Source organism: Thioalkalivibrio sulfidiphilus, assembly GCF_000377945.1.
Lineage (GTDB): Bacteria > Pseudomonadota > Gammaproteobacteria > Ectothiorhodospirales > Ectothiorhodospiraceae > Thioalkalivibrio_A > Thioalkalivibrio_A sulfidiphilus_A.
In genome coordinates, this window is the sequence record NZ_KB898963.1 from 1 (window position 1) to 22636 (window position 22636).

A 22636-nucleotide genomic window follows, 5' to 3' on the forward strand; every position below is an offset into this window, starting at 1 on the left:
GTCCTCGAACCGGATATCGGGAATGCGATGGGTCTTGCGATGAACGGCGGCTCTGCTACACTTCATCCAGACGGTCTCCGTTGGTTTTGTTGGACGGTGTGGTGCCACCAATTCTACCAACTTCGAGACCGTTTTTTTATGCGTGCAAGCCATCTTCTCGCACCGATTTAGGCCGTTTTCTGGACTTCACATTTGGTGAGGTCCAGCAACAGCCGTGCAACAGGCAGGTCGTACCGTATATAAGCCGTTTTCTTGTAAAACCGTGCCGGATTTATGCAACTGTCGGGTTTAGATGCAATGGACACAGTCCCGGTGTGCGCTGGACAGCGTGTTAGATTGTTTCCCAATCCTGAGGGTCAAACATCACTCAAACGGGTGATGAGGAGGCCCAGATCGCCGTGTCGACAAGGGGGATTCATGTTGCTTTACTCCCGTCTGGCGTCATATTGGACGCTGATGTCACCCATCGAGGACTATGCCGAAGAGGCCGCATTTTACGAGTCGCTCCTGGTCGAGGCCTGTGACGGAACTGCTGCAAGCCTGCTCGAACTGGGCAGCGGTGGCGGCAACAATGCCTGGTATCTGAAACGCCGTTTCGCCATGACCCTTGTGGATCTTTCCCCCGGGATGCTGGCGGTCAGCCGGCAGGTGAATCCGGAGTGCGAGCACCTCCAGGGGGACATGCGCGATATCCGCCTGGACAGGCAGTTTGACTGCGTGTTCGTGCAGGATGCGGTCTCTCACATGAACACCGAGAAGGATCTGCGCATGACCATGGAGACCGCCTTCCTGCATTGCCGCCCCGGCGGTGTCACCCTGTTTATGCCCGATGCGATGCGTGAGCACTTCCGGCCATCCACCGATTGCGGTGGTCATGACGACGGGGTACGCGGCCTGAGGTACCTGGAGTGGACCTGGGACCCGGACCCCGATGACAGTCAATACACGGTGGACTTCACCTACCTGATCCGGGATGAGCACGGGACCGTGTCCACGCTCCATGACCGCTTCGTGCTCGGGTTGTTTTCCCGCCAGGAATGGCTCAACTGGCTTGAGGCGGCGGGGTTCCAGGCCCATGCGCTGCCCATGGACATCGATGGCGTGGAGCCGGGTCGGTACGAGGTCTTTGTGGCCAGGAGGCCGGTCTCCTGACCGGCGGGGTGAAACATCCGCCCGTTCAATCTGTCAGTTGATACACTGTGTCCAGCTGATTCGGACGCTGTGGCGCATTCCGAAGGGTGCTCACAGCCACATGCCCTGTCTGCCCGGCCGGGTCGCACGCTCACCCCAACCGAGGACATCCCATGAAGGCCCTGCTGATTACCCCCGAGACCCAGTCCATCGAGGAGATCCAGATCTCCGGCAAGGAGGACATCGTCCGTTTGGTGGGTTATGAGACCCTGGAGTCCGACGAGGTGGGCGATCAGGGAGACCGCCTGTTCTTCGACGAGGAATGCTTCCTACGCGCCACCCCGGGGCGATTCCAGATCGACAACCTGATCCCGGTGTCCGGCAAGGGCGTAGTGGTTGGCGTCGCGGATGACGGCGCGACCCTGAAGGATATCAGTATGGACTGCGATAGTCTGCGCAGCCGATTGAAGTTCCTCTAATCGATCGTTATAGGCTTGCAGGGCCAATAGTCAGATGAAAGACAACACCAACGAAGGCATGGACACCGACAGCGACGTCTACAGGACCCTGTTGGAATCCACCCGGGCGATCCCCTGGAAGATCGACTGGCAGACCATGCAGTTCGCTTACATCGGCCCCCAGATCGAGGCCCTGCTCGGCTGGAGCCAGGACAGCTGGGTGAGCGTCGAGGACTGGGCGCAGCGCATGCACCCCGAGGATCGGGACAAGGTGGTCAATTTCTGCGTAAGTCAGTCCCAGGCAGGCACGGATCACGAGGCGGATTACCGGGCCCTGACCGCCGATGGCCGTTACGTGTGGATCCGCGACGTGGTGCACGTGGTGCGCAACGAGGACGGTGAGGTGCACGCCCTGGTGGGCTTCATGTTCGACATCAGCGAGCGCAAGAAGAACGAGCAGGAGCTGGTCCGCCTGCAAAAGGAGCTGGAGGATCTTTCCTTCAAGGACGGCCTGACCGGCGTGGCCAACCGGCGCATGTTCGACTCGGTGCTGTCGCTCGAGTGGAGCAATGCCCGGCGCAACCACCAGCCCCTGTCCCTGATCCTGCTGGATATCGATTATTTCAAGCAGTACAACGACTTTTACGGCCATCTGCAGGGCGACGATTGCCTGATGCACGTGGCCCGGATCCTCGAGTCCGCCGCCACCCGCGCCCGGGATTTCATTGCCCGTTTCGGCGGCGAGGAGTTCGTGCTGGTTTTGCCCGAGACCGACGCCCCGGCGGCGGAGAAGGTGGCCCAACGTTGCCGTACCCTGATCCTGGATGCCCGGATCCCCCATGAGAGCTCCGAGTCTTTGCCTTTCCTGACCGCGAGCCTCGGGGTCGGCACCATCATCCCTTCCCATGGGGACGAACCCAGCGAGTTCGTGGATGAGGTGGACAGGCTGCTGTACAAGGCCAAGCAGGAAGGCCGCAACCGGGTCGAGTCCATGGCTTGAAATTCGTTTCGGTTCAGGACATGAACATGAAATGAACCGGGGTTCAGGCATGGATCAAGTAGCCGAAGATAGATCTCTCGAACGCAAGGCATACTGGATATGCCTCATCGGGGGCGGGATGCTGTGGCTGCTCACCGCGCTGCTGAGCGGACGCAGCGAGGCCTGGGATTCCCCCTATTACTGGTCGCTGGCTTACCCGATGTCCATCCTGCTGGCCGGTATCGTCGCTAACCTGGCGGGTCTGTGGATGGCGGTCTTTGCCCTGCGGATGCTGGCGGGCGTCGCGCAACCGCTGCCCCTGAGCTGAGGACGGGGCATTTACTCGTGGCGACTGGCCACCAGCATGGCCTCCGGCACGCGCACCTTGAGGGCAGCGGGCAGTTCCAGACAGATGCCGGGGATGGGCCTGACCGTGACCCAGAGGATGTTGAGTCTGAGGTTCATGTCGGCGAACACCACGGCGTGCTGGTAGGTGCAGAGCACGGCTTCGATCTCCCTTAGGATCTGGCGCATCTGCTGGACCGGGCGCTTGCCGAGACGGGGGATCAGCATCATGAAGTCGGACAGGGGGCGGCCTTCGTCATCCCGGGCGGGAGCGCGTTTCCACAGGGGTTCGGCCGGGCCCGTGGCGGTGACGGGACGCAGCATGCTTGTGGTGTCGTCGGCTTGGAGGTCACCCATGCACTATGAGCGTAGCCCGAGTGCGGCGATTTGCCAGGGGAGACTGTCAGGCAGCTGAGACCGGCTTATTGCCCGGCGCGCAGCTTCTCTAGTTCGCGCAGGGCCTCGTCGCGCTGCTGCTCGGCCACCACCCGGTCGGTGACGTCCTTCTGGATGCCGATGTAGTAGGTGAGCTGGTCCTGGTCGTTGTAGACGGGGGTGATGCTCAGCTCGTTCCAGAACAGGGTGCCGTCGCGCTTGTAATTGCGCACCACCACCCGGCAGGGTTTGCCGGCCTTGATGGCCTCGCGGATCTGCTTGAGGCCTTCCTGATCACGGTCGCCTTTCTGCAGGAAACGGCAGTCCTGGTACAGGATCTCGTCGGCGCTGTAGCCGGTGAGGCGCTCGAAGGCGGGGTTCACGTAGATGAGGATGTTGTCGTCGCCTTCCTGCTCGGCAATGGTGATGCCGTCGTTGGAGGCATCAATGGCCAGTTCCAGCAGTTCGGCGTCGATGAGCCGTTTCTTGTTCATGGGTACCCGGTTCTTTGAGGTTGCCGCCGATGGGTGACAACCGGAATTTAGCATGATCCCCGTTCCCGACCAATGCCGTCGGGATCGTATGCGCGCAGCCTATTCCGGGACGATCAGCCCCTGCCGATAAAAAAGAGCCGCCTTGCGGCGGCTCCAGAACGGAGGTTCTTGCTAGCCGGAACTTACATGGGCTGGCGGACCACGAAGGCGCCGCGCAACTGGCCCTGCTCGTAGCCGCGGGCGGCATCGGCGGGGTAGAGGCGATTAAGGGCGTCGATCACCGGGGCCTGGACAGCGGTGCCGTGGCAGGCCAGGCAGACCTCGCCCACGGGGATCGCCTTCATGAAGCGGAATTCCTGCTCGTCGCCGCGCACGTAGTAGGTGAACTCCTCGATGTGCATGGGGTTCTCGCCCGCGGCGCGCCGTGCATCGAAGCGCTCCAGCACTTCACGTTCCCAGGCATCGGGGCTGTTGCTCGGGTTGCGGATCTTGAGGCTGGTGCGGCTCAGGTCGACGCCCCGCTGGCCGGAGACCTGCTGGGCGATCTCCGGGGCGCGGGTGTGGCAGACCTCGATGGCCTGCACGGGGCCGCCGGCCTGCATGGCCGCCTGCAGTTCACCCTGCAGGGTCTGGGCGAACTGCTGGATGGCGGCGCGGCTCGCCTCCACGCGGGTGACGTGGTCCTGGGCGGCGACGGGCGCGGCGGTCAGGGCGAGCAGGCTGATGAGTGCGAATCGTTTCATGGTCGTGGCTCCTTGTGGTCTTGTCTGAGAACTGCGGGCGTCCGGTACTTCATAGGTGGTGCCGGGACGCCTGATTAGGCAACGGGCGCAGAGCCGGGCTCAGTGACATGGTCACACAGGCAGGTGCCTGGCCCTGGTCAGTAGCATAGGTGATGGGTGGTGGGGCGACGTGAGCGCCGTCAAGAAGGGATGCGTCAGCGCTTGAGGAGTACGTACACCGCCCCGGTGCCGCCATCGGCTGGGCGGGCGGAGCAGAAGGCCAGGACCTCGTCCCGCTGGGTGAGCCAGTGGGCCACGTGGCCCTTGAGCACCGGCCCCCGGTTGCTGGAACGCAGGCCCTTGCCATGGATCACCCGCACGCAGCGCCAGCGCAGGTCCCGGGCCTCTAGCAGGAACAGGGCCAGGGCCTGCCGGGCCTCCGCCGTGGTCATGCCGTGCAGGTCCAGTTCACCGTCCAGGCGGAACTGACCCCGGCGCAGCTTGCGATAGGTATTGCGCTGCAGGCCGGTGCGCGCGAACTGCAGCTCATCCCCGGGCTGCACCTCGGTGCCGCCGAAGGGGTCGGACATGAGATCGCGGACGACCTCCCGGTCGGCGGCCTCGGAGTGCTGGGGGTGGGGCCTGGGGGGCTTGCCGCGGCCCGTGTGGCGGTCCTGGCGCACGGGACGCACCTCGCCCACGGCGGCGCGGAACAGGACGGCGTCATCATCGGGCGGGCTGTCGTGATCCATGGAGGTCTCCCCGGCGTCGTGAACGACACTGGCTGAATGGCCGGCCGGCAGCCTGTGACCGATGGACAGGTCTGCGATTGGCGCGGGCTTTCAAGTATATTACCCGTCATGCCCGAACCCCGCCGCCCCATGCGCATCCTGCTCAGCAACGACGATGGTGTCCATGCCCCCGGACTGCAGTGCCTGGCCGCCGCCCTGCGCACGGTGGCCGAGGTGCACGTGGTGGCCCCGGACCGGGACCGCAGCGGCGCCAGCAACTCCCTGACCCTGGCCCGGCCCCTGCGCGCCATGCGCCTGGACAACGGTGATGTGCGCGTGGACGGGACCCCCACGGACTGTGTGCACCTGGCCATCACGGGTCTGATGGAGGAAGAGCCGGACATGGTCATCTCCGGCATCAACTCCGGGGCCAACATGGGCGATGACGTGCTCTACTCGGGCACCGTGGCCGCCGCCATGGAAGGGCGTTTCCTGGGCCTGCCGGCCATCGCCGTATCCATCAACAGCCACGAGGGCAAGCATTACGATTCCGCCGCCCGGGCGGTGCTGGACCTGCTCAAGCGCCTGGGACACATGCCCCTGCCGGCCAATACCATCCTGAACGTCAACGTGCCCCATCTGCCCTGGTCCGAGATCAAGGGTGTGCAGGCCACGCGCCTGGGCCATCGCCACAAGTCCGAGCCCATGATCCGCAGTCACGACCCCCGTGGCCGGCCCATCTACTGGGTGGGGCCGGCTGGGCCCGAGCAGGACGCCGGCCCCGGCACCGATTTCCATGCCGTGCGTTCCGGTTACGTGTCCGTCACGCCCATCCAGGTGGACCTGACCCGCTACGACGCCATCGACACCGTGGCCAACTGGCTGCGGGACGAGGACCCGGCGTGAACACCACCATCAGCGGCATCGGCATGACCTCCCAGCGCACCCGGGACCGGCTGGTGCGCCAGCTGGAGGAGGCGGGTATCCGCAACCGGCGGGTGCTGGACGTGATCCGCCATACCCCCCGCCACCTGTTCGTGGACGAGGCCATGGCCAGTCGGGCCTACGAGAACACTGCCCTGCCCATCGGTTACGGCCAGACCATCTCCCAGCCCTACGTGGTGGCGCGCATGACCGAGGCCCTGCTCGAGGGCGGCCCGCGCCGCAAGGTGCTGGAGGTGGGCACCGGTTCCGGCTACCAGGCGGCGGTGCTCGCGCCCCTGGTGGAGCGGGTCTACAGCGTGGAGCGCATCCAGGGCCTGCAGCGCCGTGCCCGGGAGGTGCTCAGCACCCTGCGCATCCGCAACGTGAGCCTCAAGCACAGCGACGGCGGCTGGGGCTGGCCCGAGCAGGCGCCCTTCGACGCCATCATGCTCACCGCCGCCCCCCGGGAGATCCCCGAGGCCCTGCTGCAGCAGCTGGGCGAGGGGGGCGTGCTGGTGGCCCCGGTGGGCGATGAGGGGGGCAGCCAGAAGCTTATCCGCATCACCCGCACGGCCAATGGTTTCGAGCAGGAAGTGCTGGAATCGGTGAGTTTCGTGCCCATGCTGCCGGGGACCATCACGTGAAGCTGTTCGGCCCCCTGTATGACCGGGTCATGGTCTGGTCCCGGCACCGTCATGCCCCCCGATATCTGGCCGCGCTGTCCTTCGCGGAGTCGTCCTTTTTTCCCGTGCCCCCGGACGTGATGCTCGCCCCCATGGCGGCGGCGCGCCCGGAGTGCAGTGTGCGCTTCGCCTTCATTACCACCCTGTTCTCCGTGCTGGGCGGGGTGATGGGTTACCTGATCGGCTGGCTGGCCTTCGGTATGGTGGAACCCTGGGTGCTGGCGGCTGGCTACGGCGATCGTCTGGAACTGGCCAGGGAGTGGTTCGATGTCTGGGGTGTCTGGGTGGTGCTGATCGCCGGCTTCTCGCCGATTCCCTACAAATTGTTCACCATCACCGCGGGGGCCCTGTCCATGGCCCTGCTGCCCTTCATCATCGCCTCCTTCATCGGCCGCGGTGCCCGGTTCTTCGCCGTAGCGCTGCTGATCGGCTGGCTGGGCCCCCGGGTGGAGGACAAGCTACGGCCCTACATGGAATGGCTCGGGTGGTTCACGGTCCTGCTGCTGTTGGTGGCGGTGGCCGTCTACAACACGCATGGGTAATGAGACCGGCTCGCCTGATCCTGCTGGTGCTGATCTCCCTGACCCTGCTCGAGGGTTGTGCTACCCCGCATTCCAGCGACACCCGTTTCCAGTCCGGTTACTACACGGTGCGCCCCAATGACACCCTGTATTCCATCGCCTGGCGTTACCGGGTGGACTGGCAGCAGCTGGCCAGCTGGAACGGCATCCGTGCCCCGTACACGATCCATCCGGGACAGCGACTGCGCATGAACCCGCCGCCCGGTGGCACCGCCACCGCCGCAGCGCCGGCACCGCCACCAGCGAGTCCCCCACCGGCCGCGCCACGCACGGGCGGTACGACGGGCGGCGCCACGGCTACTGCCCCGCGCACCGGTGGCGCCACGGCGAGTACGCCGCCCCGACAGGCACCCGCCGCTGCCGCGCCACGCCCAGCCCAGCCCCAGACCCCGCCGCCCACGGCAGCGGCCACCGGCATCCGCTGGCAATGGCCCACCGAGGGGCAGGTGATTCGGCCGTTTCCGACCAACGATGACACGGTCAAACGGGGCATCGGCATCGCCGGTACACGGGGCCAGCCGGTACGCGCAGCCGCGCCCGGGCGGGTGGTCTATAGCGGCAGTGGACTTGTCGGATATGGTCAGCTTATCATCGTGAAGCACGATGAAAATTTCCTAAGCGCTTACGCACACAACGAAAAACTCCTGGTAAACGAAGGCATGGACGTCACCGGCGGGCAGCAGATCGCGCGCCTCGGTGACACTGGTACGGACCGCCCCATGCTGCATTTCGAGATCCGGTTCGAGGGCAGGCCCGTGGATCCCCTGCGGTATCTGCCGAGACGTTGAGCGGGGTTCCACCCCATCCTCAAGGAGGCACCATGCCGAAGCGGCGCAGGACGGAATCCCCTGCCGGGGACCTGGAAGACGAGATCAGGGAAGAGAAGCTCGAAGTGCCTGATGAACTCGCTGACGAGGACGAGGCGCTGGTCCTTGCCGACGATGCCGAGGATACCGACGAGGAAGAGGAAGACGAGGATCCCGCCACCAAGGTCTATGCCGCTGGCGATGTCCCCAAGGGTGAACTGGACGCCACCCGGCTGTATCTCAGCGAAATCGAATTTTCCCCCCTGCTGACGCCCGAAGAAGAAGTCTACTATGCGCGGCTTGCCCAGAAGGGTGACGAGTCCGGCCGGCGCAAGATGATCGAATGCAACCTGCGCCTGGTGGTCAAGATCGCACGGCGCTACATGAACCGCGGCCTCGCCCTGCTGGACCTGATCGAGGAGGGCAACCTGGGCCTGATCCGCGCCGTGGAGAAGTTCGATCCCGAGCGCGGATTCCGCTTCTCCACCTATGCCACCTGGTGGATCCGCCAGACCATCGAGCGGGCCCTGATGAACCAGACCCGCACCATCCGCCTGCCCATCCACGTTATCAAGGAACTCAACGTCTACCTGCGCACCGCGCGCAAGCTCGCCCAGGAACTGGACCACGAGCCCACCGCGGAGGAAGTGGCCCGGCATCTGGATCGCCCCGTGGAAGACGTGAAGAGAATCCTGGCCCTGTCGGAGCGGGTCACCTCCGTGGACCTGCCCATCGGCAAGGACGGCGAACGTGCGCTGCTGGACGTGATCCCCGACGAGCAGACCCCCGAGCCTTCCATCCTGATCCAGGACGAGGACGTAGTGCAGTTCGTGGACGAGTGGCTGCAGGAACTGGACGAAAAACAGCGCGAGGTGATCGTGCGCCGTTTCGGCCTGCACGGCTACGAGCGCAGCACCCTGGAACAGGTGGGCGCCGAACTGGGCGTCACCCGCGAGCGGGTACGCCAGATCCAGATGGATGCATTGAAGCGCCTCAGAAAAATTCTGGAGAGCAGAGGCTTTTCGGAAGAGGCGCTTTTGCAGGGATGAGGGGAGAATTCAAGATTCAAAATTCAAGATTCAAAGGGAACAGCGCACTCAGCCCTTTGAATTTTGAATTTTGAATTGCTCCTAAATCATCAACAACGCCGCCGCCACCGGCCGTCCCTCGGTCATGAGGATGTTGTAGGTCCGGCAGGCGGCACCGGTATCCATCACCTCGAAACCGATCCCCCGACTGCGAAATGCCAAGGCGATATCCCGGGGTGGGAAGCGCAGGCGTGCTCCCGTGCCCAAGATGACGACCTCCGATGGGTTGTCCAACAGGGACTGGAAGCAGGCTAGGTCCAGGTCCTCGAAACGCTGCGGCTGCCAATGGACATCCAACCGTTCCGGGGTCACTATCAGGCTAGCGTGGTATGCGGTTTCGTTCACACGAACCATGCCGACCTCGTAGCCGGTGATCAGGTGGCTACCGGCACCGTAATCCTGGGTCATCTTCATGACCCCTAAGCTACCGTTTAATCCCGTTGTTCCGCAAGCCCACATCCAAGAGGCAACGACATGCAGGGCAAACAAGGACGACTATTCGATGATCTACCCGTACCGGAAGATGTCCGCGAGCTGGTACGCATTTCAGGCCACAACAAGCAGCTCGATCCCGAACAGCGAACCTTCAACCGTCTGTCCGGCCAGGTCCGTCAGCTACAGGAAGATGTCGCGCTCTGGCAGGAGCAGATCTCCCGGCTGGCTCAGCGGGTGCATGCCGAGATGTTACCCAGGATCGAACGCCTGCACTTGGCACAGAGGATGGTGGTCTTTCGGCTTGATGAGCTGCTGAACCTGCCCAAGGGAGGCCTGCGCCTGTCCAAGACCAAGCGTGGGGTCTTGAGCGACTATATCTGCATGATCACCGAAACGTTCCCCGATAGGGATCAGGATCCGGAGCTTGTGGCCTTGTGTGAGCGCCACACGGGACTCAGCCGAGAGGAGGAAGCTGCACTGGAGCGGGAACTGGCCCGAGAGTTTCTGGGTGCGGTGTTCGGCGAGGGCGCCCTGGATGGCTACGAGGGCGATGACCTGACGGATATGATCGACCACGCCGCCAACAGTCGTGCGCAAGGCCAGGGTACCCCTCCGCCCGGGCGCCGTCCCAAGAAAAAAGAGCGTGCCCTGCTTGAGGCTAAAGAGGCCGCCGACGCCGCGTTGCGCGAGACCTACCGCAAGCTGGCCAGTTTTCTGCACCCGGACCGGGAACAGGATCCCGAGGAACGGGTACGCAAGACCGAGCTCATGCAGCAGGTCAACGAGGCCTTTGAAAAGCGGGATCTCATAGGCCTATTGCGGCTTCAGATGGCCTGCAGCCAGCTGGATGTGGATACCTTGGGAGGATTGCCTGAGGCGCGCATCAAGCGCTTCAACAAGGCCCTACGTGAGCAGGTCCAGACGCTGAAAAAGGAAAAAGAAGGCTTGATCCAGGCCGCCGCCGATCTGTTGGATGTACACCGTTCGGTTGTGCAGACCATGCGCAAGCTCGATCTCGATGCCCTATTCGATAGGCAGGTGGAAGAATTGCAGGCAAGTATCGACGCCCTACAGGGTCTCCATGAGGATCTGAACACCCCCTCTCGCCGGGATCGGGCGGTCAGGGACATCCTTACCGAGATGGACGGCATGATGGACTTTCCGGAATTGGACATGCTGTTTGATTCCTGGGCTCCGCCGGAGTACGAGGCGCCGAAGCCGCGTGGCAGGGGCAAGCGAAAGACCAAGCGCTGAGCCCTGCGGGCTAGCACACGTTGACAGCCAAGGGGGGGGCGCAGTACCGTTGCCAGTTTATCCGCGCCCGCCCTTGGGGCATTCGGTGCCGGATCACTGACCCTGCGACCAACCTCCTGCCCTGCGAATACGCCTGTGATCGACGAATTTCCCAGAATCAAGCGCCTTCCGCCCTACGTCTTCAACATCGTCAACGATCTGAAGGCCAAGGCCCGAGCCCGGGGCGAGGACATCATCGATTTCGGCATGGGCAACCCGGACCAGCCCACCCCCCAGCACATCGTGGACAAGCTGGTGGAAGTGGCCCAGCGGGAGGACACCCACCGCTATTCCATGTCCCGGGGCATCCCCCGCCTGCGCCGGGCCATCACCCGCTGGTACAAGGACCGCTTCGACGTGGATCTGGACCCGGAGACCGAGGCCATCGTCACCATCGGTTCCAAGGAAGGCCTGGCGCACCTGGCGCTGGCCACCCTGGGTCCCGGTGATGCGGTTCTGGTGCCGAACCCCTCCTATCCCATCCATCCCTACGGCTGCGTGATTGCCGGGGCGGACATCCGCCACGTGCCGCTCACCGAGGGCGTGGATTTCTTTGCCGAACTGGAAAAGGCGATCCAGGATAGCTGGCCCAAGCCCAAGATGCTGATCCTGAACTTCCCGGCCAACCCCACCACCCAGTGCGTGGAGCTGGAGTTCTTCGAGAAGGTGGTCGCCATCGCCAAGGAACACGGCATCTGGGTGGTGCACGACCTGGCTTACGCAGAGATCGTCTTCGACGGCTACCAGTCCCCGTCCATCCTTCAGATACCCGGTGCCAAGGACGTGGCGGTGGAGTTCTACACCCTGTCCAAGAGCTACAACATGCCCGGCTGGCGCGTGGGCTTCATGTGCGGCAATCCGAAGCTGGTGGCCGCGCTCGGGCGCATCAAGTCCTACCTGGACTACGGCACCTTCACTCCCATCCAGGTGGCGGCCATCGCCGCCCTGGAAGGCCCCCAGGACTGCGTGGAGGATATCCGCCAGCTCTACCTGCGTCGCCGTGACGTGCTCTGTGACGGCCTCAACGCCCTGGGCTGGAAGGTGGAAAAGCCCAAGGCCACCATGTTCGTCTGGGCGCCGATTCCCGAGCAGTACGCCCACCTGGGTTCCCTTGAGTTCTCCAAGAAACTGCTCAAGGAGGCCAGGGTGGCCGTGTCCCCGGGCATCGGCTTCGGCAGCTACGGCGACACCCACGTGCGTTTCGGCCTGATCGAGAATGAACACCGCACCCGCCAGGCCCTGCGCGGCATCAAGGCCATGTTCCGGGACGACAGCCGCCAAACCGGCACGGCGTGAGCCTGCGACAGATGACGATCAATCCCTAAAGGAGTCCATGTGAAACCGGTTAAAGTCGGCCTGCTCGGCCTCGGTACCGTGGGTTGTGGCACCATCAACGTGCTGGCCCGCAATGGCGACGAGATCGCCCGCCGTGCCGGTCGCGGCATCCAGGTGGTGGCCGCCTCGGCCCGTGACCTCAAGCGTCCCCGCAGTTGCGACCTCAGTGCCGTTCGGCTGTGCACCGATCCCTTCGAGGTGGTCAACGATCCGGACGTGGAGATCGTCGTCGAGCTGATCGGTGGCACCAAGCCCGCCAGGGAACTGGTGCTGGCCGCCATCGGGCAGGGCAAACACGTGGTCACCGCCAACAAGGCCCTCATCGCCCTGCACGGCAACGAGATCTTCACTGCCGCCCAGGAGAAGGGCGTTACCGTGGCCTTCGAGGCCGCCGTGGCCGGTGGCATCCCCATCATCAAGGCCATCCGCGAGGGCCTGTCCGGCAACCGCATCCTGTGGCTGGCCGGCATCATCAACGGCACCGGCAACTTCATCCTCACGGAGATGCGCGATAAGGGCCGTGAGTTCTCCGACGTGCTGGCCGAGGCCCAGCGTCTGGGTTACGCAGAGGCCGATCCCACCTTCGACGTGGAAGGCATCGACGCCGCCCACAAGCTCACCATCCTGGCCTCCATCGCCTTCGGCATCCCGCTGCAGTTCGACAAGGTCTACACGGAAGGCATCACCCGCATCACCCGGGAGGACGTAGGCTATGCCGCCGAGTTGGGCTACCGCATCAAGCACCTGGGCGTGGCCCGGCGCACGGAGCAGGGCATCGAGCTGCGCGTGCACCCGACCCTGATCCCCCAGCGGCGACTGATCGCCAACGTGGATGGCGTCATGAACGCGGTGCTGGTCAAGGGCGACGCCGTGGGCCCGACCCTTTACTACGGCGCCGGTGCCGGCGCTGACCCCACCGCCTCCGCCGTGGTGGCGGACCTGGTGGACGTGGTGCGCGCGCTCACCTCCGACCCGGAGAACCGCGTGCCGCACCTGGCCTTCCAGGCCGATGCCCTGTCGGACATCCCGGTGCTGCCCATGGACGAGGTGCAGACCGCCTTCTACCTGCGCCTGCGGGTGCAGGACAAGCCCGGCGTGCTGGCGGACATCACCCGCATCCTGGGCGACCAGCACATCAGCCTGGAGGCGGTGCTGCAGCGGGAGACCGACGAGGACGCTGCGGAGGCCAGCATCATCCTGCTCACCCACAAGGTGCGCGAAGGCAACATGAACCAGGCCATCTCCGCCATCCAGCAGCTGGAAACCGTGATCGCCCCGGTGACCCGCATCCGGCTGGAGAGCCTGAAGTAAACCCTAAACCTCGACGCGAAGGCGCAAAGGCGCGGAGGTTCGCAAAGAATGCCTTTCGAAGTGATTTCAAGCTCTCTTTGCGTCATTGCGTCTTGGCGTCAAATCTTTTGACTTTCAGCCTCGAAAGCTGAATCAGATACGAGTACATCAAGATGCCATTTCGTACCCGCTACACCGGACTGATCGACCGTTACCGCGACCGCCTGCCGGTCCATGACGACACCCGCATCATCAGCCTGGGTGAAGGCAACACGCCGCTGATCCGCCTGAACAACATCCCGCGCATCGTCGGCAAGGAAGTAGACATCTACGTGAAGTACGAGGGGCTCAACCCCACCGGCTCCTTCAAGGACCGTGGCATGACCATGGCCGTGACCAAGGCGGTGGAGGAGGGCTCCAAGGCCATCATCTGCGCATCTACGGGAAACACCTCCGCGGCCGCCGCCGCCTACGCCGCCCGGGCCGGCATCACTGCCTTCGTGCTCATCCCCGACGGCAAGATCGCCATGGGCAAGCTGGCCCAGGCCATGATGCACGGCTCCGTGGTGATCCAGATCAAGGGCAACTTCGATGACGGTATGCGCCTGGTGAAGGAAGTGGCCGACCAGGCCCCGGTGACCATCGTGAATTCCATCAATCCGTATCGTCTTCAGGGCCAGAAGACCGCCGCCTTCGAGATCGTCGAGGAACTGGGCCGCGCCCCGGACTATCACTGTCTGCCCGTGGGCAACGCCGGCAACATCACCGCCCACTGGATCGGCTACTGCGAGTACAGCTCCGCCTCCGGTGACCACGTCACAGAGGCTTGCACCTTCTGCAAGGGTCACTGCAAGTACGCCGGCGGCGCCGTGGTGGGCAACCGCCCGAAGATGATCGGCTACCAGGCCGCCGGCAGCGCGCCCTTCATGCGCGGCGCCATGGTGGACGACCCCGAGACCGTGGCCACCGCCATTCGCATCGGTCATCCCCAGTCCTGGGATTCCGCCTGGAAGGTGAAGGAGGAATCCGGCGGCTGGTTCGACGAGTGTACCGACGCCGAGATCCTGGCTGCCCAGAAGCTGCTGGCCGAGAAGGAGGGCGTGTTCTGCGAGCCCGCCTCCGCCACCTCCCTGGCCGGTGCCCTGCGCGACATCCAGACCGGCAAGATCCCCGAAGGCTCCAGCATCGTCTGCACCCTCACGGGTCACGGCCTCAAGGACCCCGACACCGCCATCGCCCAGAGCACCCGTCCGCTGGTGAACGTGGAGGCCAAGCTGGATCAGGTGAAGCGGGCGATCCTGGATAACATGTAATTGAAGTGAGAAGGGTGAATTGGGAAGTGTGAACTCGAGCGTGGAGCCGTGGCCGGTGACATTGGCCAGTCATCCCCACTGCCCACTTCCTACTTCACCCTTCTCACTTCAGACCGAATTCCCTCCGGATCTCCGGCGCCCTCAGCCGCAGGATGATCCACCCGAACACCGGGATCAGCAGGGCGGAGACCAGTACCTGGAATCCGCCGCCGAACATGCCGGGCCGCAACACCGGTCCCGGGAAGGCACCCAGGCCCGCCAGGGTCATCAGGTGCAGCACCACCGCCGCGCCGTTCCACAGCATCCCCACACCCATCATCACCAGGGTCAGTCCATAGGCCCAGGGCCTGCGACCCAGCAGGCCGATGGCACCGGTCAGCACCAGTACGGCGAACAGCAACGGGACCAGCATCAGGCTGCGGAAGTGTTCCGCCATGAAGCGGTGCGAGGGCGCGTCCGTGCCCATGCCCTGCTGCGCCCCCAGGAGCCGTTCCAGTTCCCCGGGGGAGAACATGAACTGCAGGAATAGATTCTGCGCAGCGAGCATCACACTTGCGACACCCGCCAGGATGATGAGCACCCAGGCCAGTGTGGTCACAAATCCGCTTCTCTGGGGTGGCTGTGTATCTGTCATGAACATGAAACCGTCGATGAGTGAATCTTCACCCTAGCATCCGGCTCGGGTAACTCGGTCAATAGCCATTACCTATGTGATGGTTTTGCTGACCGCATATGGATCAGCAATGCACTTTGTCCTGGTCAGTAGGTAAGGGTGATCAGGAGAGATCTGTCAGCCTCTATGGATGGATCAAAATACGTTATGATTCTCGACGCCATCAACGGCGCCGACTTAAGTGTTTCGCTGCTGGCCTGGATTGAGACGCCGGTCATATCATCCTGACTGCGTCGGCCTGTCGCAGTCATCAATGCAAGGACCCGCAGAACAGGGGAATGACCGTGGGGATGGACGAAAAACCCAATAACGGCGTCAAGGGCCTGAGGCACTGGCGTTATGACTTGAGTGCCGGCCTGCAGGTGGCGCTGGTGTCACTGCCGCTGTCCCTCGGGATTGCCATCGCCTCCGGTGCGCCGCCGGTCACCGGGGTGATCTCGGCCATCATCGCCGGCCTGATCTTTCCCTTCCTGGGCGGTGCCTACGTCACCATCAGCGGCCCGGCCGCGGGGCTCGCGCCGGCACTGCTCTCGGGCATGCTGCTGCTGGGTGGCGGCGATCTTGCTGCCGGCTACCCGCTGTTGCTGGTGGCCATCTGCCTCACCGGCCTGCTGCAGATCCTGCTGGCCTTCATGAATGCGGGGCGTTTCGCCATCTTCCTGCCGGTGACGGTGGTGGAGGCCATGCTCGCCGCCATCGGCATCATGATCATCCTCAAGCAGATCCCGCCCTTGTTCGGTGATCTGTCCCCGGTGGCACCCACCACCATGGATTCCATCCTCAAGCTGCCTCATACGCTGCTCAACATCGAGCCGACGGTCTTCCTGATCGGCGCCGTGTGCCTGTTCCTGATGTTCTATCTGAACGCGACGCGCCGGCAGTGGATGAAGCGTATCCCGCCGCCCCTGTTCGTGGCCCTGCTGGGACTGGTGCTGGCCACCGTGTTTGGCCTGGAGGCGGTGTATCTCATCACCATGCCGGAGAGCCTGCTGGAAGGCGGCATCACCGTGCCCGCCTTCGGCGAGGTGATGAACCGGCCGGAACTCTGGATCAACCTGTTGATTGTGGTCATCACCCTGACGCTCATCGACGGCATCGAGTCCCTGGCCACCATCGCGGCCGTGGACAAGATCGATCCCTACCAGCGCAAGTCCAACCCCAACGTCACCCTGCGCGCCATGGGCGTGTCCAACATGCTGTCGAGCCTGGCGGGCGGTCTGACCATCATCCCGGGCGGTGTGAAGAGCCGTGTGAACATCGATGCCGGCGGCCGCACCCTGTGGGCCAACTTCTACAACGCCATCTTCCTGATCCTGTTCCTGCTGGTGGCCACGGATCTCATCGCCATGATCCCCTTGGCCGCCATCGCCGCGATTCTCATCTACGTGGGCTGGCGCTTGTGCGAGTACAAGGTGTTCCGCAAGACCTACGCCATCGGCAGGGACCAGATGGTGATCTTCCTGATCACCGTGGCCGCGATCCTGACCACGGATCTGCTGTGGGGCATCCTCATCGGCATGGCCGCGGAGGTGCTGATGCTCGCCTACCTGCTGACGCCCTCGTTCCGGGTGGTGCTCACCGGGAGGCTGAGCTTCGCCCAGTCCCTGGAGTTGCTGGCACGCAACTTCATGGGCCTGTTCAGAAATCCCATCATCAAGGTGCACGGTGACACCCGTGATGGGCTGCCCCACTACGAGGTCTCCGTGGGTTCCCTGGTGTGTTTCAACCTGCTGCCCTTCGACAAACTCCTGCAGCAGCTGCCCGAGGATGCCGGTCTCTCCATCATCGTCACGGAGTCCGGACGCATCATCGACCACACGGCCATGGAGTACCTGCACCAGTTGCAGGAGGAGTCCCTGCGCGCACAGCGTCCCTTCGAGCTCCTGGGTATGGAGAAGTACTACCAGTTCACCCAGCACTCCCTGTCGGCGCGCATGCACGATGCCGCGCTGGTCAAGCGGGAGGCGCGGCTGTCCGCCCGCGCGGAGGAGATGCAACAGTTCGCGCGTCTGCATGGCCTGCAGTTCGAACCCGCCACCCTGGCGGAGCTCAACGTCCACGATTTCGTCTACCTGCGCCGCGGCGATCACAAGCTGGAACGCAACGTGATGACCGGCTACTATCGTGACTGGATGGTGCGCGCCTTCGATTACAGCCACACCGCCGCGCCGGATTACTACGCAGAGCACCAGCACACCCTGGTGATCGTCAAACCCGCAGAGCCGGTCTCGGGTCTGCCCGACATGGTGCTGGCACCGGGGCACTACCTGAAGAGTTACCTGGTGAATTACCAGGAGCTGGAATTGGCCGAGTCCCTGGGTTTCCCCAAGGGGTATCGCCTGTATGCACCGAGTACCCACGATGGCGTGATCGCGGCAGCGGGGCGGTTGCGTGGTTTCCTGGCACGCCACCCCGGTGTGTATCTGGAGGTGCGCAAAAACGCCGTGCTCACCTTCCGGCCCGATCGGGAACTGGAGACGCCGGAGGGGATCGAGGAACTGCTGGAAATCATCGAGTACTGTTTGGAGGGTTCTCCATCCCCCGCTGATGACGACGTATCCGGCGCGGACCCTGCGGAGGAGGGGGCATCCTGAGGCGTATTGAATGGACAGGATGGACAGGATGGACAGGATAAGAGCAAAAGAGTTTTGACAGGATTTACACGATTAACAGGATTAAGAGCTTTCAAAAAGAAATCATGTATATCAAGTTAATCCTGTCAAATGTTTTTCGTCTTGAATCCTGTTAATCCTGAAAAATCCTGTTCATCCTGTCCATTGCCTTCAACCGCCGATCTCCAAACCTTTCTGCCCCGCCCAGTCCCGCGCGAACTGCCAAGCGACGCGGCCGCTGCGTGAGCCTCGGCCCAAGGCATAGCGAAGGGCTTCGGCATGGCTATCTTCCGTATCAATGCAGCCAAGCCGGGTGAGCCAGTGGGCCACCACCGCCAGGTACTGGTCCTGATTGAAGGGGTGGAAGGCCAGCCACAGGCCGAAGCGCTCCGACAGGGAGATCTTCTCCTCCACCGCCTCGCCCGGGTGGATTTCGTCATCCACCCGTTTCACCTCCAGATTGTCCAGCATCTTCTCCGGCATCAGGTGGCGCCGGTTGGAGGTGGCGTGGATGAGCACGTTCTCCGGTGTGCCTTCCAGGGATCCGTCCAGCATGGCCTTGAGCGCCTTGTAGCCCGGATCGCTGGCCTCGAAGGAGAGATCATCCGCCAGCAGGATGAAGCGCTCGGGACGACCCGCCAGGGGCAGGGCGATCTCCGGCAGGTGCACCAGGTCCTGGCCGTCCACCTGGATGATGCGCAGTCCCTCGTCCCGGTATTCATTGAGCAGCGCGCGCATCAGCGAGGACTTGCCCGTGCCCCGGGCGCCCCAGAGCAGTACGTTGTTGGCGGGCAGGCGCTTGAGGAACTGGCGGGTGTTGCGCACCAGCAGGGCCTTCTGACGCTCGATGTGCAGCAGATCGTCCAGGGCGAGCGGCGCGATCTCGTGTACCGGACTCAGGTGACCGTCCCGGTGCCAGCGATGGGCCGGCGCGGTCCAGTCCGGCTCCGGCCTCGGCGCAGGCAGCAGCCGCTCCGCCCGGTCCATGAGCCGGGAAAACTGTGCCAGCACGTCTTTGAGTTCGGTGTCGTCGGTCATGGGTTGTGTCCGGGGGTGTTTTGCTAAGGATCATGGAGTCCGCGAATGAACGCAAATCAACGCGAATTCAGATCGAAAAAGCAAACCGCGAAGTACGCGAAGGTATGCGCGAAGGGCGCAAAGGATTTTTGATCACATGATTTCCCTTGCGTCCTTCGCGAATACCTTCGCGCCCTTTGCGGTTAATGCTTTGGCCTTTCATTCGCGTTGATTTGCGTTCATTCGCGGACCCCTGTTTTCAGTGCGCCATTCGCCACAGAACCCCAAGGATCGGGTAACCTGTGCTGCCTCCGAGAGCCTCTACATTGCCCATGTCCCAGGACCACATCCGCATCTTCGGCGCCCGTCAGAACAACCTGAAGGGCCTGGATCTCGAACTGCCCCTCAACGAACTGATCGTGGTCACCGGGGTGTCCGGTTCGGGCAAGTCCTCGCTCGCCTTCGATACCGTGTACGCCGAGGGTCAGCGCCGTTACGTGGAGACCTTCTCCCCCTACGCCCGGCAGTTCCTGGACCGCATGGACAAGCCGGCGGTGGACCGCATCGAGGGCGTGCTGCCGGCGATTGCCATCGATCAGACCAACCCGGTGCGCACCTCCCGCTCCACCGTGGGCACCATGACGGAGCTCAACGATCACCTGAAACTGCTCTATGCCCGGGCCGCGCACCTGCACTGCCGGGGCTGCGGCGCCCCGGTGCGGCGCGATACCCCGGAGGCCATCGCCAACGAGTGGCTGGATCGCGTCGGAAAGGATGGCACACGTGTGATGGTGGTGTTCCCGGTGCCGGTGCCGGAGAACTTCAGCCTGGAGGAGGTGAAGGGGCACCTGAAGGCCCAGGCCTACGAGCGGTTTCACGGGGAGACGGAACAGCGCCTTGAGGTGATCCAGGACCGGCTGCGGGTGGAGCCCGGCAACCGGGGGCGCCTGGTGGAGGCCCTGGAGACGGCCCTGCACCACGGCCAGGGCCGGGTGCGGGTCTATCCCCTGGGTGAGGACCGCGAAGCTCTGGCTCCCGTGGACTATTCCGCCGATCTGCACTGCGCCGCCTGCGACCTGCACTACAGCGAGACCACCCCCAATCACTTCTCCTTCAACTCGCCCATCGGCGCCTGCGAGGCCTGCCGGGGATTCGGCCGCACCATGGGCATCGACCTGGACCTGGTGATCCCGGACGGGCGGGTGAGCCTTGGCGAGGGTGCGGTGAAGCCCTGGCAGACCGACGCCTACTACGAGTGCCAGGCGGAGCTGATGACCTTCGCCCGCAAGCGGGGCATCCCGCTGGACCTGCCCTGGGACGAGTTGAGCGATGACCAGAAGGCCTGGGTGATCGAGGGGGAAGGCGACTTCGACGACGGGCTCTGGTACGGCATCCGGCGCTTCTTCGACTGGCTGGAGACCAAGAGCTACAAGATGCACATCCGGGTGCTGCTGTCCCGCTACCGCAGCTACGAGCCCTGCAAGGCCTGCCAGGGCGCGCGGCTCAAGCCCGATTCACTGCTCTGGCGCCTGGGCACGAAGTCCGACGCGGACGGCGTGCTCGAACCCGGCGCCCGCTTCCTGCCCGCGGGGGTCTCGTGGTCCCGCGATCTGCTCGAGGCCCTCCCTGGCCTCTGCCTGCACGACCTCATGCAGGTGCCCCTGGCGCGCTGCAAGGCCTTCTTCGATCAGCTGCACCTGCCTGCACCCCTAGCCCGCATATCTCACCACCCTTCTACTGCGGCCGCCGATCTGCTCGCTGTGACGAGGCGTGCTCACTTCAGCCGGCTTGACGTAGTGTCGGCTACGCCGGCGCCGTCTTGCGCTCCGCGCGCCCCGTCACAGCGGCATCTCGACGCCCTCGCTACGAACGGTGGTGAAATATGCGGGCTAGACGAGGCCACGGACCTGCTGCTCTCCGAGATCCGCGCGCGCCTGAATTATCTCTGCGAAGTGGGGCTCGGCTATCTCACCCTGGACCGCCAGTCCCGCACGCTCTCCGGCGGCGAGGTGCAGCGCATCAACCTGACCACGGCGCTCGGCACCTCCCTGGTGAACACCCTGTTCGTGCTGGACGAGCCTTCCATTGGTCTGCATCCCCGGGACATGGACCGGGTGGTGGGCGTGCTGCGCCGGTTGCGGGATGCGGGCAATTCCCTGCTGGTGGTGGAACACGACCCCCAGGTGATGCGTGCCGCCGATCGCATCCTCGACATGGGGCCCGGTCCCGGCGAGCGGGGCGGGGAGGTGGTGTTCTTCGGCACCCCGGCGCAGATCCTGCGTTCGCGCCAGTCCCTCACCGGCCAGTACCTGAGTGGCCGCAAACAGGTGGCCCTGCCGTCCGCCTGCCGCCCACCGGATGGGGACACCGTCTGGTTGGAACTGCGCGGCGCGGCCCAGCACAACCTCAAGGGTATCGACGTGCGTTTTCCCCTGGGCCGCCTGGTGTGCGTCACCGGCGTGTCCGGCTCCGGCAAGTCCACCCTGATCCAAGACCTGCTCTACCCGGCTCTGGCCAAGCTCAAGGGGCGCCCGGAGTATCCCGCCGGCGCCTTCGGCTCCCTGAGCGGTCACGAGTCCCTGGATGCGGTGGTGATGGTGGACCAGTCCCCCATCGGCCGCACCGCCCGTTCCTGCCCGGCCAGCTACGTGGGCGCCTTCGACGCCATCCGCAAGCTGTTCGCCGAGGAGCCGCTGGCGAAGGGGCGGGGCTACACCGCCGGCACCTTCAGCTTCAACTCCGGCAACGGCCGCTGCCCGGTGTGTAGCGGCTCCGGCTTCGAACACGTGGAGATGCAGTTTCTCTCCGATGTGTACCTGCGCTGCGGCGAGTGCGACGGCAGGCGCTACCGGCCCGAGGTGCTCCAGGTGAAGGCCCTGGGCGCGGAGGGACAGGCCGCGGACCTCTCCGGCGTGCTGGAGATGACCGTGACCGAGGCCCTGGCCTTCTTCGCCCATGTGCCGGAGATCCAGCAGAGCCTGGAACCGCTGGCGGCGGTGGGCCTGGAGTACCTGCGCCTGGGCCAGCCGGTGCCGACCCTCTCCGGCGGCGAGGCCCAGCGCCTCAAGCTGGCCGGGCACCTCGTGAGACACACGGGGAGGATTGTAGATACTCCGTTCCCAGTCAAGCCTTAGCAATGTGTTGATCGCTAAACAAAGCCGAGGCATCGAAGGGTTTGCCGGTTTTGATGCACGCCCACAGTCCGGTGAGGTACTTGCGCATCACGGCGCACAGAGCCTGGATTTTTTTCTTGCCGCGGGCGACAAGTGCCTCATAGAACGCCTTGGCCCGGGGCTCGTGCCTGATGGCCGCCATGGCCGGCATGAACAGTGCAGAGCGCAGGTAGGCATT

General features: G+C 64.1%; 23 protein-coding genes. 15 read left to right on the forward strand and 8 right to left on the reverse strand.

Going from position 1 to position 22636, the window contains the following annotated elements:
* Window positions 1-456 precede the first annotated feature (456 nt).
* The 4 genes from D580_RS0113525 (at window position 457) to D580_RS15675 (ending at window position 2896) form a co-directional block, all read left to right on the forward strand.
* Window positions 457-1152, forward strand: coding sequence for a class I SAM-dependent methyltransferase (locus tag D580_RS0113525; RefSeq protein ID WP_231363563.1), 696 nt, complete (start codon window positions 457-459; stop codon window positions 1150-1152).
* A gap of 152 nt (window positions 1153-1304) precedes the next feature.
* Entirely contained in the window at window positions 1305-1610 is a 306-nt protein-coding gene (locus D580_RS0113530; RefSeq protein WP_018954909.1) for a hypothetical protein, read from the forward strand.
* 34 nt (window positions 1611-1644) lie between these two features.
* On the forward strand, window positions 1645-2589 hold the full coding sequence (locus D580_RS0113535; protein ID WP_018954910.1) for a GGDEF domain-containing protein: 945 nt from the start codon (window positions 1645-1647) through the stop codon (window positions 2587-2589).
* A gap of 49 nt (window positions 2590-2638) precedes the next feature.
* Window positions 2639-2896 carry a hypothetical protein gene (locus D580_RS15675; protein ID WP_196799751.1) on the forward strand — a complete coding sequence of 86 codons (258 nt, stop codon included), beginning with the start codon at window positions 2639-2641 and terminating at the stop codon, window positions 2894-2896.
* 11 nt (window positions 2897-2907) lie between these two features.
* On the opposite strand, the gene D580_RS0113545 is transcribed toward D580_RS15675, so the two are convergent.
* The 4 genes from D580_RS0113545 to D580_RS0113560 form a co-directional block, all read right to left on the reverse strand.
* Window positions 2908-3237 carry a hypothetical protein gene (locus D580_RS0113545; protein ID WP_231363564.1) on the reverse strand — a complete coding sequence of 110 codons (330 nt, stop codon included), beginning with the start codon at window positions 3235-3237 and terminating at the stop codon, window positions 2908-2910.
* Between the two features lie 98 nt (window positions 3238-3335).
* On the reverse strand, window positions 3336-3782 hold the full coding sequence (locus tag D580_RS0113550) for a PAS sensor domain-containing protein (protein WP_012637997.1): 447 nt from the start codon (window positions 3780-3782) through the stop codon (window positions 3336-3338).
* 182 nt (window positions 3783-3964) lie between these two features.
* Window positions 3965-4525, reverse strand: a complete 561-nt coding sequence (locus tag D580_RS0113555) for a Tll0287-like domain-containing protein (protein WP_018954913.1) — start codon at window positions 4523-4525, stop codon at window positions 3965-3967.
* Window positions 4526-4719: 194 nt separating this feature from the next.
* The gene (locus tag D580_RS0113560; RefSeq protein ID WP_018954914.1) at window positions 4720-5256 is read right to left on the reverse strand and encodes a Smr/MutS family protein; all 537 of its coding nucleotides are present in this window, start codon (window positions 5254-5256) and stop codon (window positions 4720-4722) included.
* Window positions 5257-5385: 129 nt separating this feature from the next.
* Between D580_RS0113560 and surE the strand changes: the two genes are divergently transcribed.
* The 5 genes from surE to rpoS are packed head-to-tail and all read left to right on the forward strand — an operon-like array spanning window position 5386 to window position 9278.
* Window positions 5386-6141 carry a 5'/3'-nucleotidase SurE gene (gene surE, locus D580_RS0113565; RefSeq protein ID WP_026289989.1) on the forward strand — a complete coding sequence of 252 codons (756 nt, stop codon included), beginning with the start codon at window positions 5386-5388 and terminating at the stop codon, window positions 6139-6141.
* A gap of 23 nt (window positions 6142-6164) precedes the next feature.
* Window positions 6165-6803, forward strand: a complete 639-nt coding sequence (locus D580_RS0113570; protein ID WP_038043761.1) for a protein-L-isoaspartate(D-aspartate) O-methyltransferase — start codon at window positions 6165-6167, stop codon at window positions 6801-6803.
* Entirely contained in the window at window positions 6800-7384 is a 585-nt protein-coding gene (locus D580_RS0113575) for a YqaA family protein (RefSeq protein ID WP_018954916.1), read from the forward strand. The genes D580_RS0113570 and D580_RS0113575 overlap by 4 nt, the downstream gene beginning before the upstream one ends.
* Window positions 7384-8211 (forward strand): peptidoglycan DD-metalloendopeptidase family protein, encoded by an 828-nt coding sequence (locus tag D580_RS0113580; protein ID WP_018954917.1) that lies wholly within the window; start codon window positions 7384-7386, stop codon window positions 8209-8211. The genes D580_RS0113575 and D580_RS0113580 overlap by 1 nt, the downstream gene beginning before the upstream one ends.
* Before the next feature lie 32 nt (window positions 8212-8243).
* A complete protein-coding gene (gene rpoS / locus D580_RS0113585) occupies window positions 8244-9278 on the forward strand; it encodes an RNA polymerase sigma factor RpoS (protein WP_018954918.1) in 1035 nt (344 codons plus the stop codon).
* Window positions 9279-9359: 81 nt separating this feature from the next.
* Here the strand turns inward: rpoS and D580_RS0113590 are convergent, their stop codons facing one another.
* Window positions 9360-9731, reverse strand: a complete 372-nt coding sequence (locus tag D580_RS0113590; protein WP_018954919.1) for an Mth938-like domain-containing protein — start codon at window positions 9729-9731, stop codon at window positions 9360-9362.
* Window positions 9732-9791: 60 nt separating this feature from the next.
* Here D580_RS0113590 and D580_RS0113595 point away from each other — a divergent pair, with 60 nt between their 5' ends.
* The 4 genes from D580_RS0113595 (at window position 9792) to thrC (ending at window position 14983) form a co-directional block, all read left to right on the forward strand.
* Window positions 9792-11006, forward strand: a complete 1215-nt coding sequence (locus D580_RS0113595) for a J domain-containing protein (RefSeq protein WP_018954920.1) — start codon at window positions 9792-9794, stop codon at window positions 11004-11006.
* A gap of 135 nt (window positions 11007-11141) precedes the next feature.
* Window positions 11142-12341: an alanine transaminase gene (alaC, locus tag D580_RS0113600; protein ID WP_018954921.1), complete on the forward strand. Its 1200-nt coding sequence runs from the start codon at window positions 11142-11144 to the stop codon at window positions 12339-12341.
* Window positions 12342-12380: 39 nt separating this feature from the next.
* Window positions 12381-13691: a homoserine dehydrogenase gene (locus D580_RS0113605; RefSeq protein WP_026289990.1), complete on the forward strand. Its 1311-nt coding sequence runs from the start codon at window positions 12381-12383 to the stop codon at window positions 13689-13691.
* Window positions 13692-13843: 152 nt separating this feature from the next.
* On the forward strand, window positions 13844-14983 hold the full coding sequence (gene thrC, locus D580_RS0113610; protein WP_018954923.1) for a threonine synthase: 1140 nt from the start codon (window positions 13844-13846) through the stop codon (window positions 14981-14983).
* Between the two features lie 103 nt (window positions 14984-15086).
* On the opposite strand, the gene D580_RS0113615 is transcribed toward thrC, so the two are convergent.
* Complete coding sequence (locus tag D580_RS0113615) at window positions 15087-15581, reverse strand: hypothetical protein (RefSeq protein WP_018954924.1); 495 nt, start codon at window positions 15579-15581, stop codon at window positions 15087-15089.
* A 365-nt stretch (window positions 15582-15946) separates the two neighbouring features.
* On the opposite strand from D580_RS0113615, the gene D580_RS0113625 reads away from it, so the two are divergent.
* Window positions 15947-18250: a SulP family inorganic anion transporter gene (locus tag D580_RS0113625; RefSeq protein ID WP_018954925.1), complete on the forward strand. Its 2304-nt coding sequence runs from the start codon at window positions 15947-15949 to the stop codon at window positions 18248-18250.
* A gap of 189 nt (window positions 18251-18439) precedes the next feature.
* Here the strand turns inward: D580_RS0113625 and D580_RS0113630 are convergent, their stop codons facing one another.
* Entirely contained in the window at window positions 18440-19306 is an 867-nt protein-coding gene (locus D580_RS0113630; RefSeq protein ID WP_018954926.1) for an ATP-binding protein, read from the reverse strand.
* Window positions 19307-19617: 311 nt separating this feature from the next.
* Here D580_RS0113630 and D580_RS16895 point away from each other — a divergent pair, with 311 nt between their 5' ends.
* Entirely contained in the window at window positions 19618-22419 is a 2802-nt protein-coding gene (locus D580_RS16895) for an excinuclease ABC subunit UvrA (protein ID WP_018954927.1), read from the forward strand.
* Here the strand turns inward: D580_RS16895 and D580_RS0113640 are convergent.
* Window positions 22409-22636: transposase (locus D580_RS0113640; protein WP_026289991.1), on the reverse strand; the 228-nt coding region annotated here is incomplete at its 5' end. The two genes, D580_RS16895 and D580_RS0113640, sit on opposite strands and share 11 nt — an antisense overlap.

Bases quoted from the DNA above. Each gene is read 5' to 3' on its own strand.
- D580_RS0113525 (WP_231363563.1), top strand. From the start codon at position 457: ATGTCACCCATCGAGGACTATGCCGAAGAGGCCGCATTTTACGAGTCG.
- D580_RS0113530 (WP_018954909.1), top strand. From the start codon at position 1,305: ATGAAGGCCCTGCTGATTACCCCCGAGACCCAGTCCATCGAGGAGATC.
- D580_RS0113535 (WP_018954910.1), top strand. From the start codon at position 1,645: ATGAAAGACAACACCAACGAAGGCATGGACACCGACAGCGACGTCTAC.
- D580_RS15675 (WP_196799751.1), top strand. From the start codon at position 2,639: ATGGATCAAGTAGCCGAAGATAGATCTCTCGAACGCAAGGCATACTGG.
- D580_RS0113545 (WP_231363564.1), bottom strand. From the start codon at position 3,237: ATGCTGCGTCCCGTCACCGCCACGGGCCCGGCCGAACCCCTGTGGAAA.
- D580_RS0113550 (WP_012637997.1), bottom strand. From the start codon at position 3,782: ATGAACAAGAAACGGCTCATCGACGCCGAACTGCTGGAACTGGCCATT.
- D580_RS0113555 (WP_018954913.1), bottom strand. From the start codon at position 4,525: ATGAAACGATTCGCACTCATCAGCCTGCTCGCCCTGACCGCCGCGCCC.
- D580_RS0113560 (WP_018954914.1), bottom strand. From the start codon at position 5,256: ATGGATCACGACAGCCCGCCCGATGATGACGCCGTCCTGTTCCGCGCC.
- surE (WP_026289989.1), top strand. From the start codon at position 5,386: ATGCGCATCCTGCTCAGCAACGACGATGGTGTCCATGCCCCCGGACTG.
- D580_RS0113570 (WP_038043761.1), top strand. From the start codon at position 6,165: ATGACCTCCCAGCGCACCCGGGACCGGCTGGTGCGCCAGCTGGAGGAG.
- D580_RS0113580 (WP_018954917.1), top strand. From the start codon at position 7,384: ATGAGACCGGCTCGCCTGATCCTGCTGGTGCTGATCTCCCTGACCCTG.
- rpoS (WP_018954918.1), top strand. From the start codon at position 8,244: ATGCCGAAGCGGCGCAGGACGGAATCCCCTGCCGGGGACCTGGAAGAC.
- D580_RS0113590 (WP_018954919.1), bottom strand. From the start codon at position 9,731: ATGAAGATGACCCAGGATTACGGTGCCGGTAGCCACCTGATCACCGGC.
- D580_RS0113595 (WP_018954920.1), top strand. From the start codon at position 9,792: ATGCAGGGCAAACAAGGACGACTATTCGATGATCTACCCGTACCGGAA.
- thrC (WP_018954923.1), top strand. From the start codon at position 13,844: ATGCCATTTCGTACCCGCTACACCGGACTGATCGACCGTTACCGCGAC.
- D580_RS0113625 (WP_018954925.1), top strand. From the start codon at position 15,947: ATGGACGAAAAACCCAATAACGGCGTCAAGGGCCTGAGGCACTGGCGT.
- D580_RS0113630 (WP_018954926.1), bottom strand. From the start codon at position 19,306: ATGACCGACGACACCGAACTCAAAGACGTGCTGGCACAGTTTTCCCGG.
- D580_RS16895 (WP_018954927.1), top strand. From the start codon at position 19,618: ATGTCCCAGGACCACATCCGCATCTTCGGCGCCCGTCAGAACAACCTG.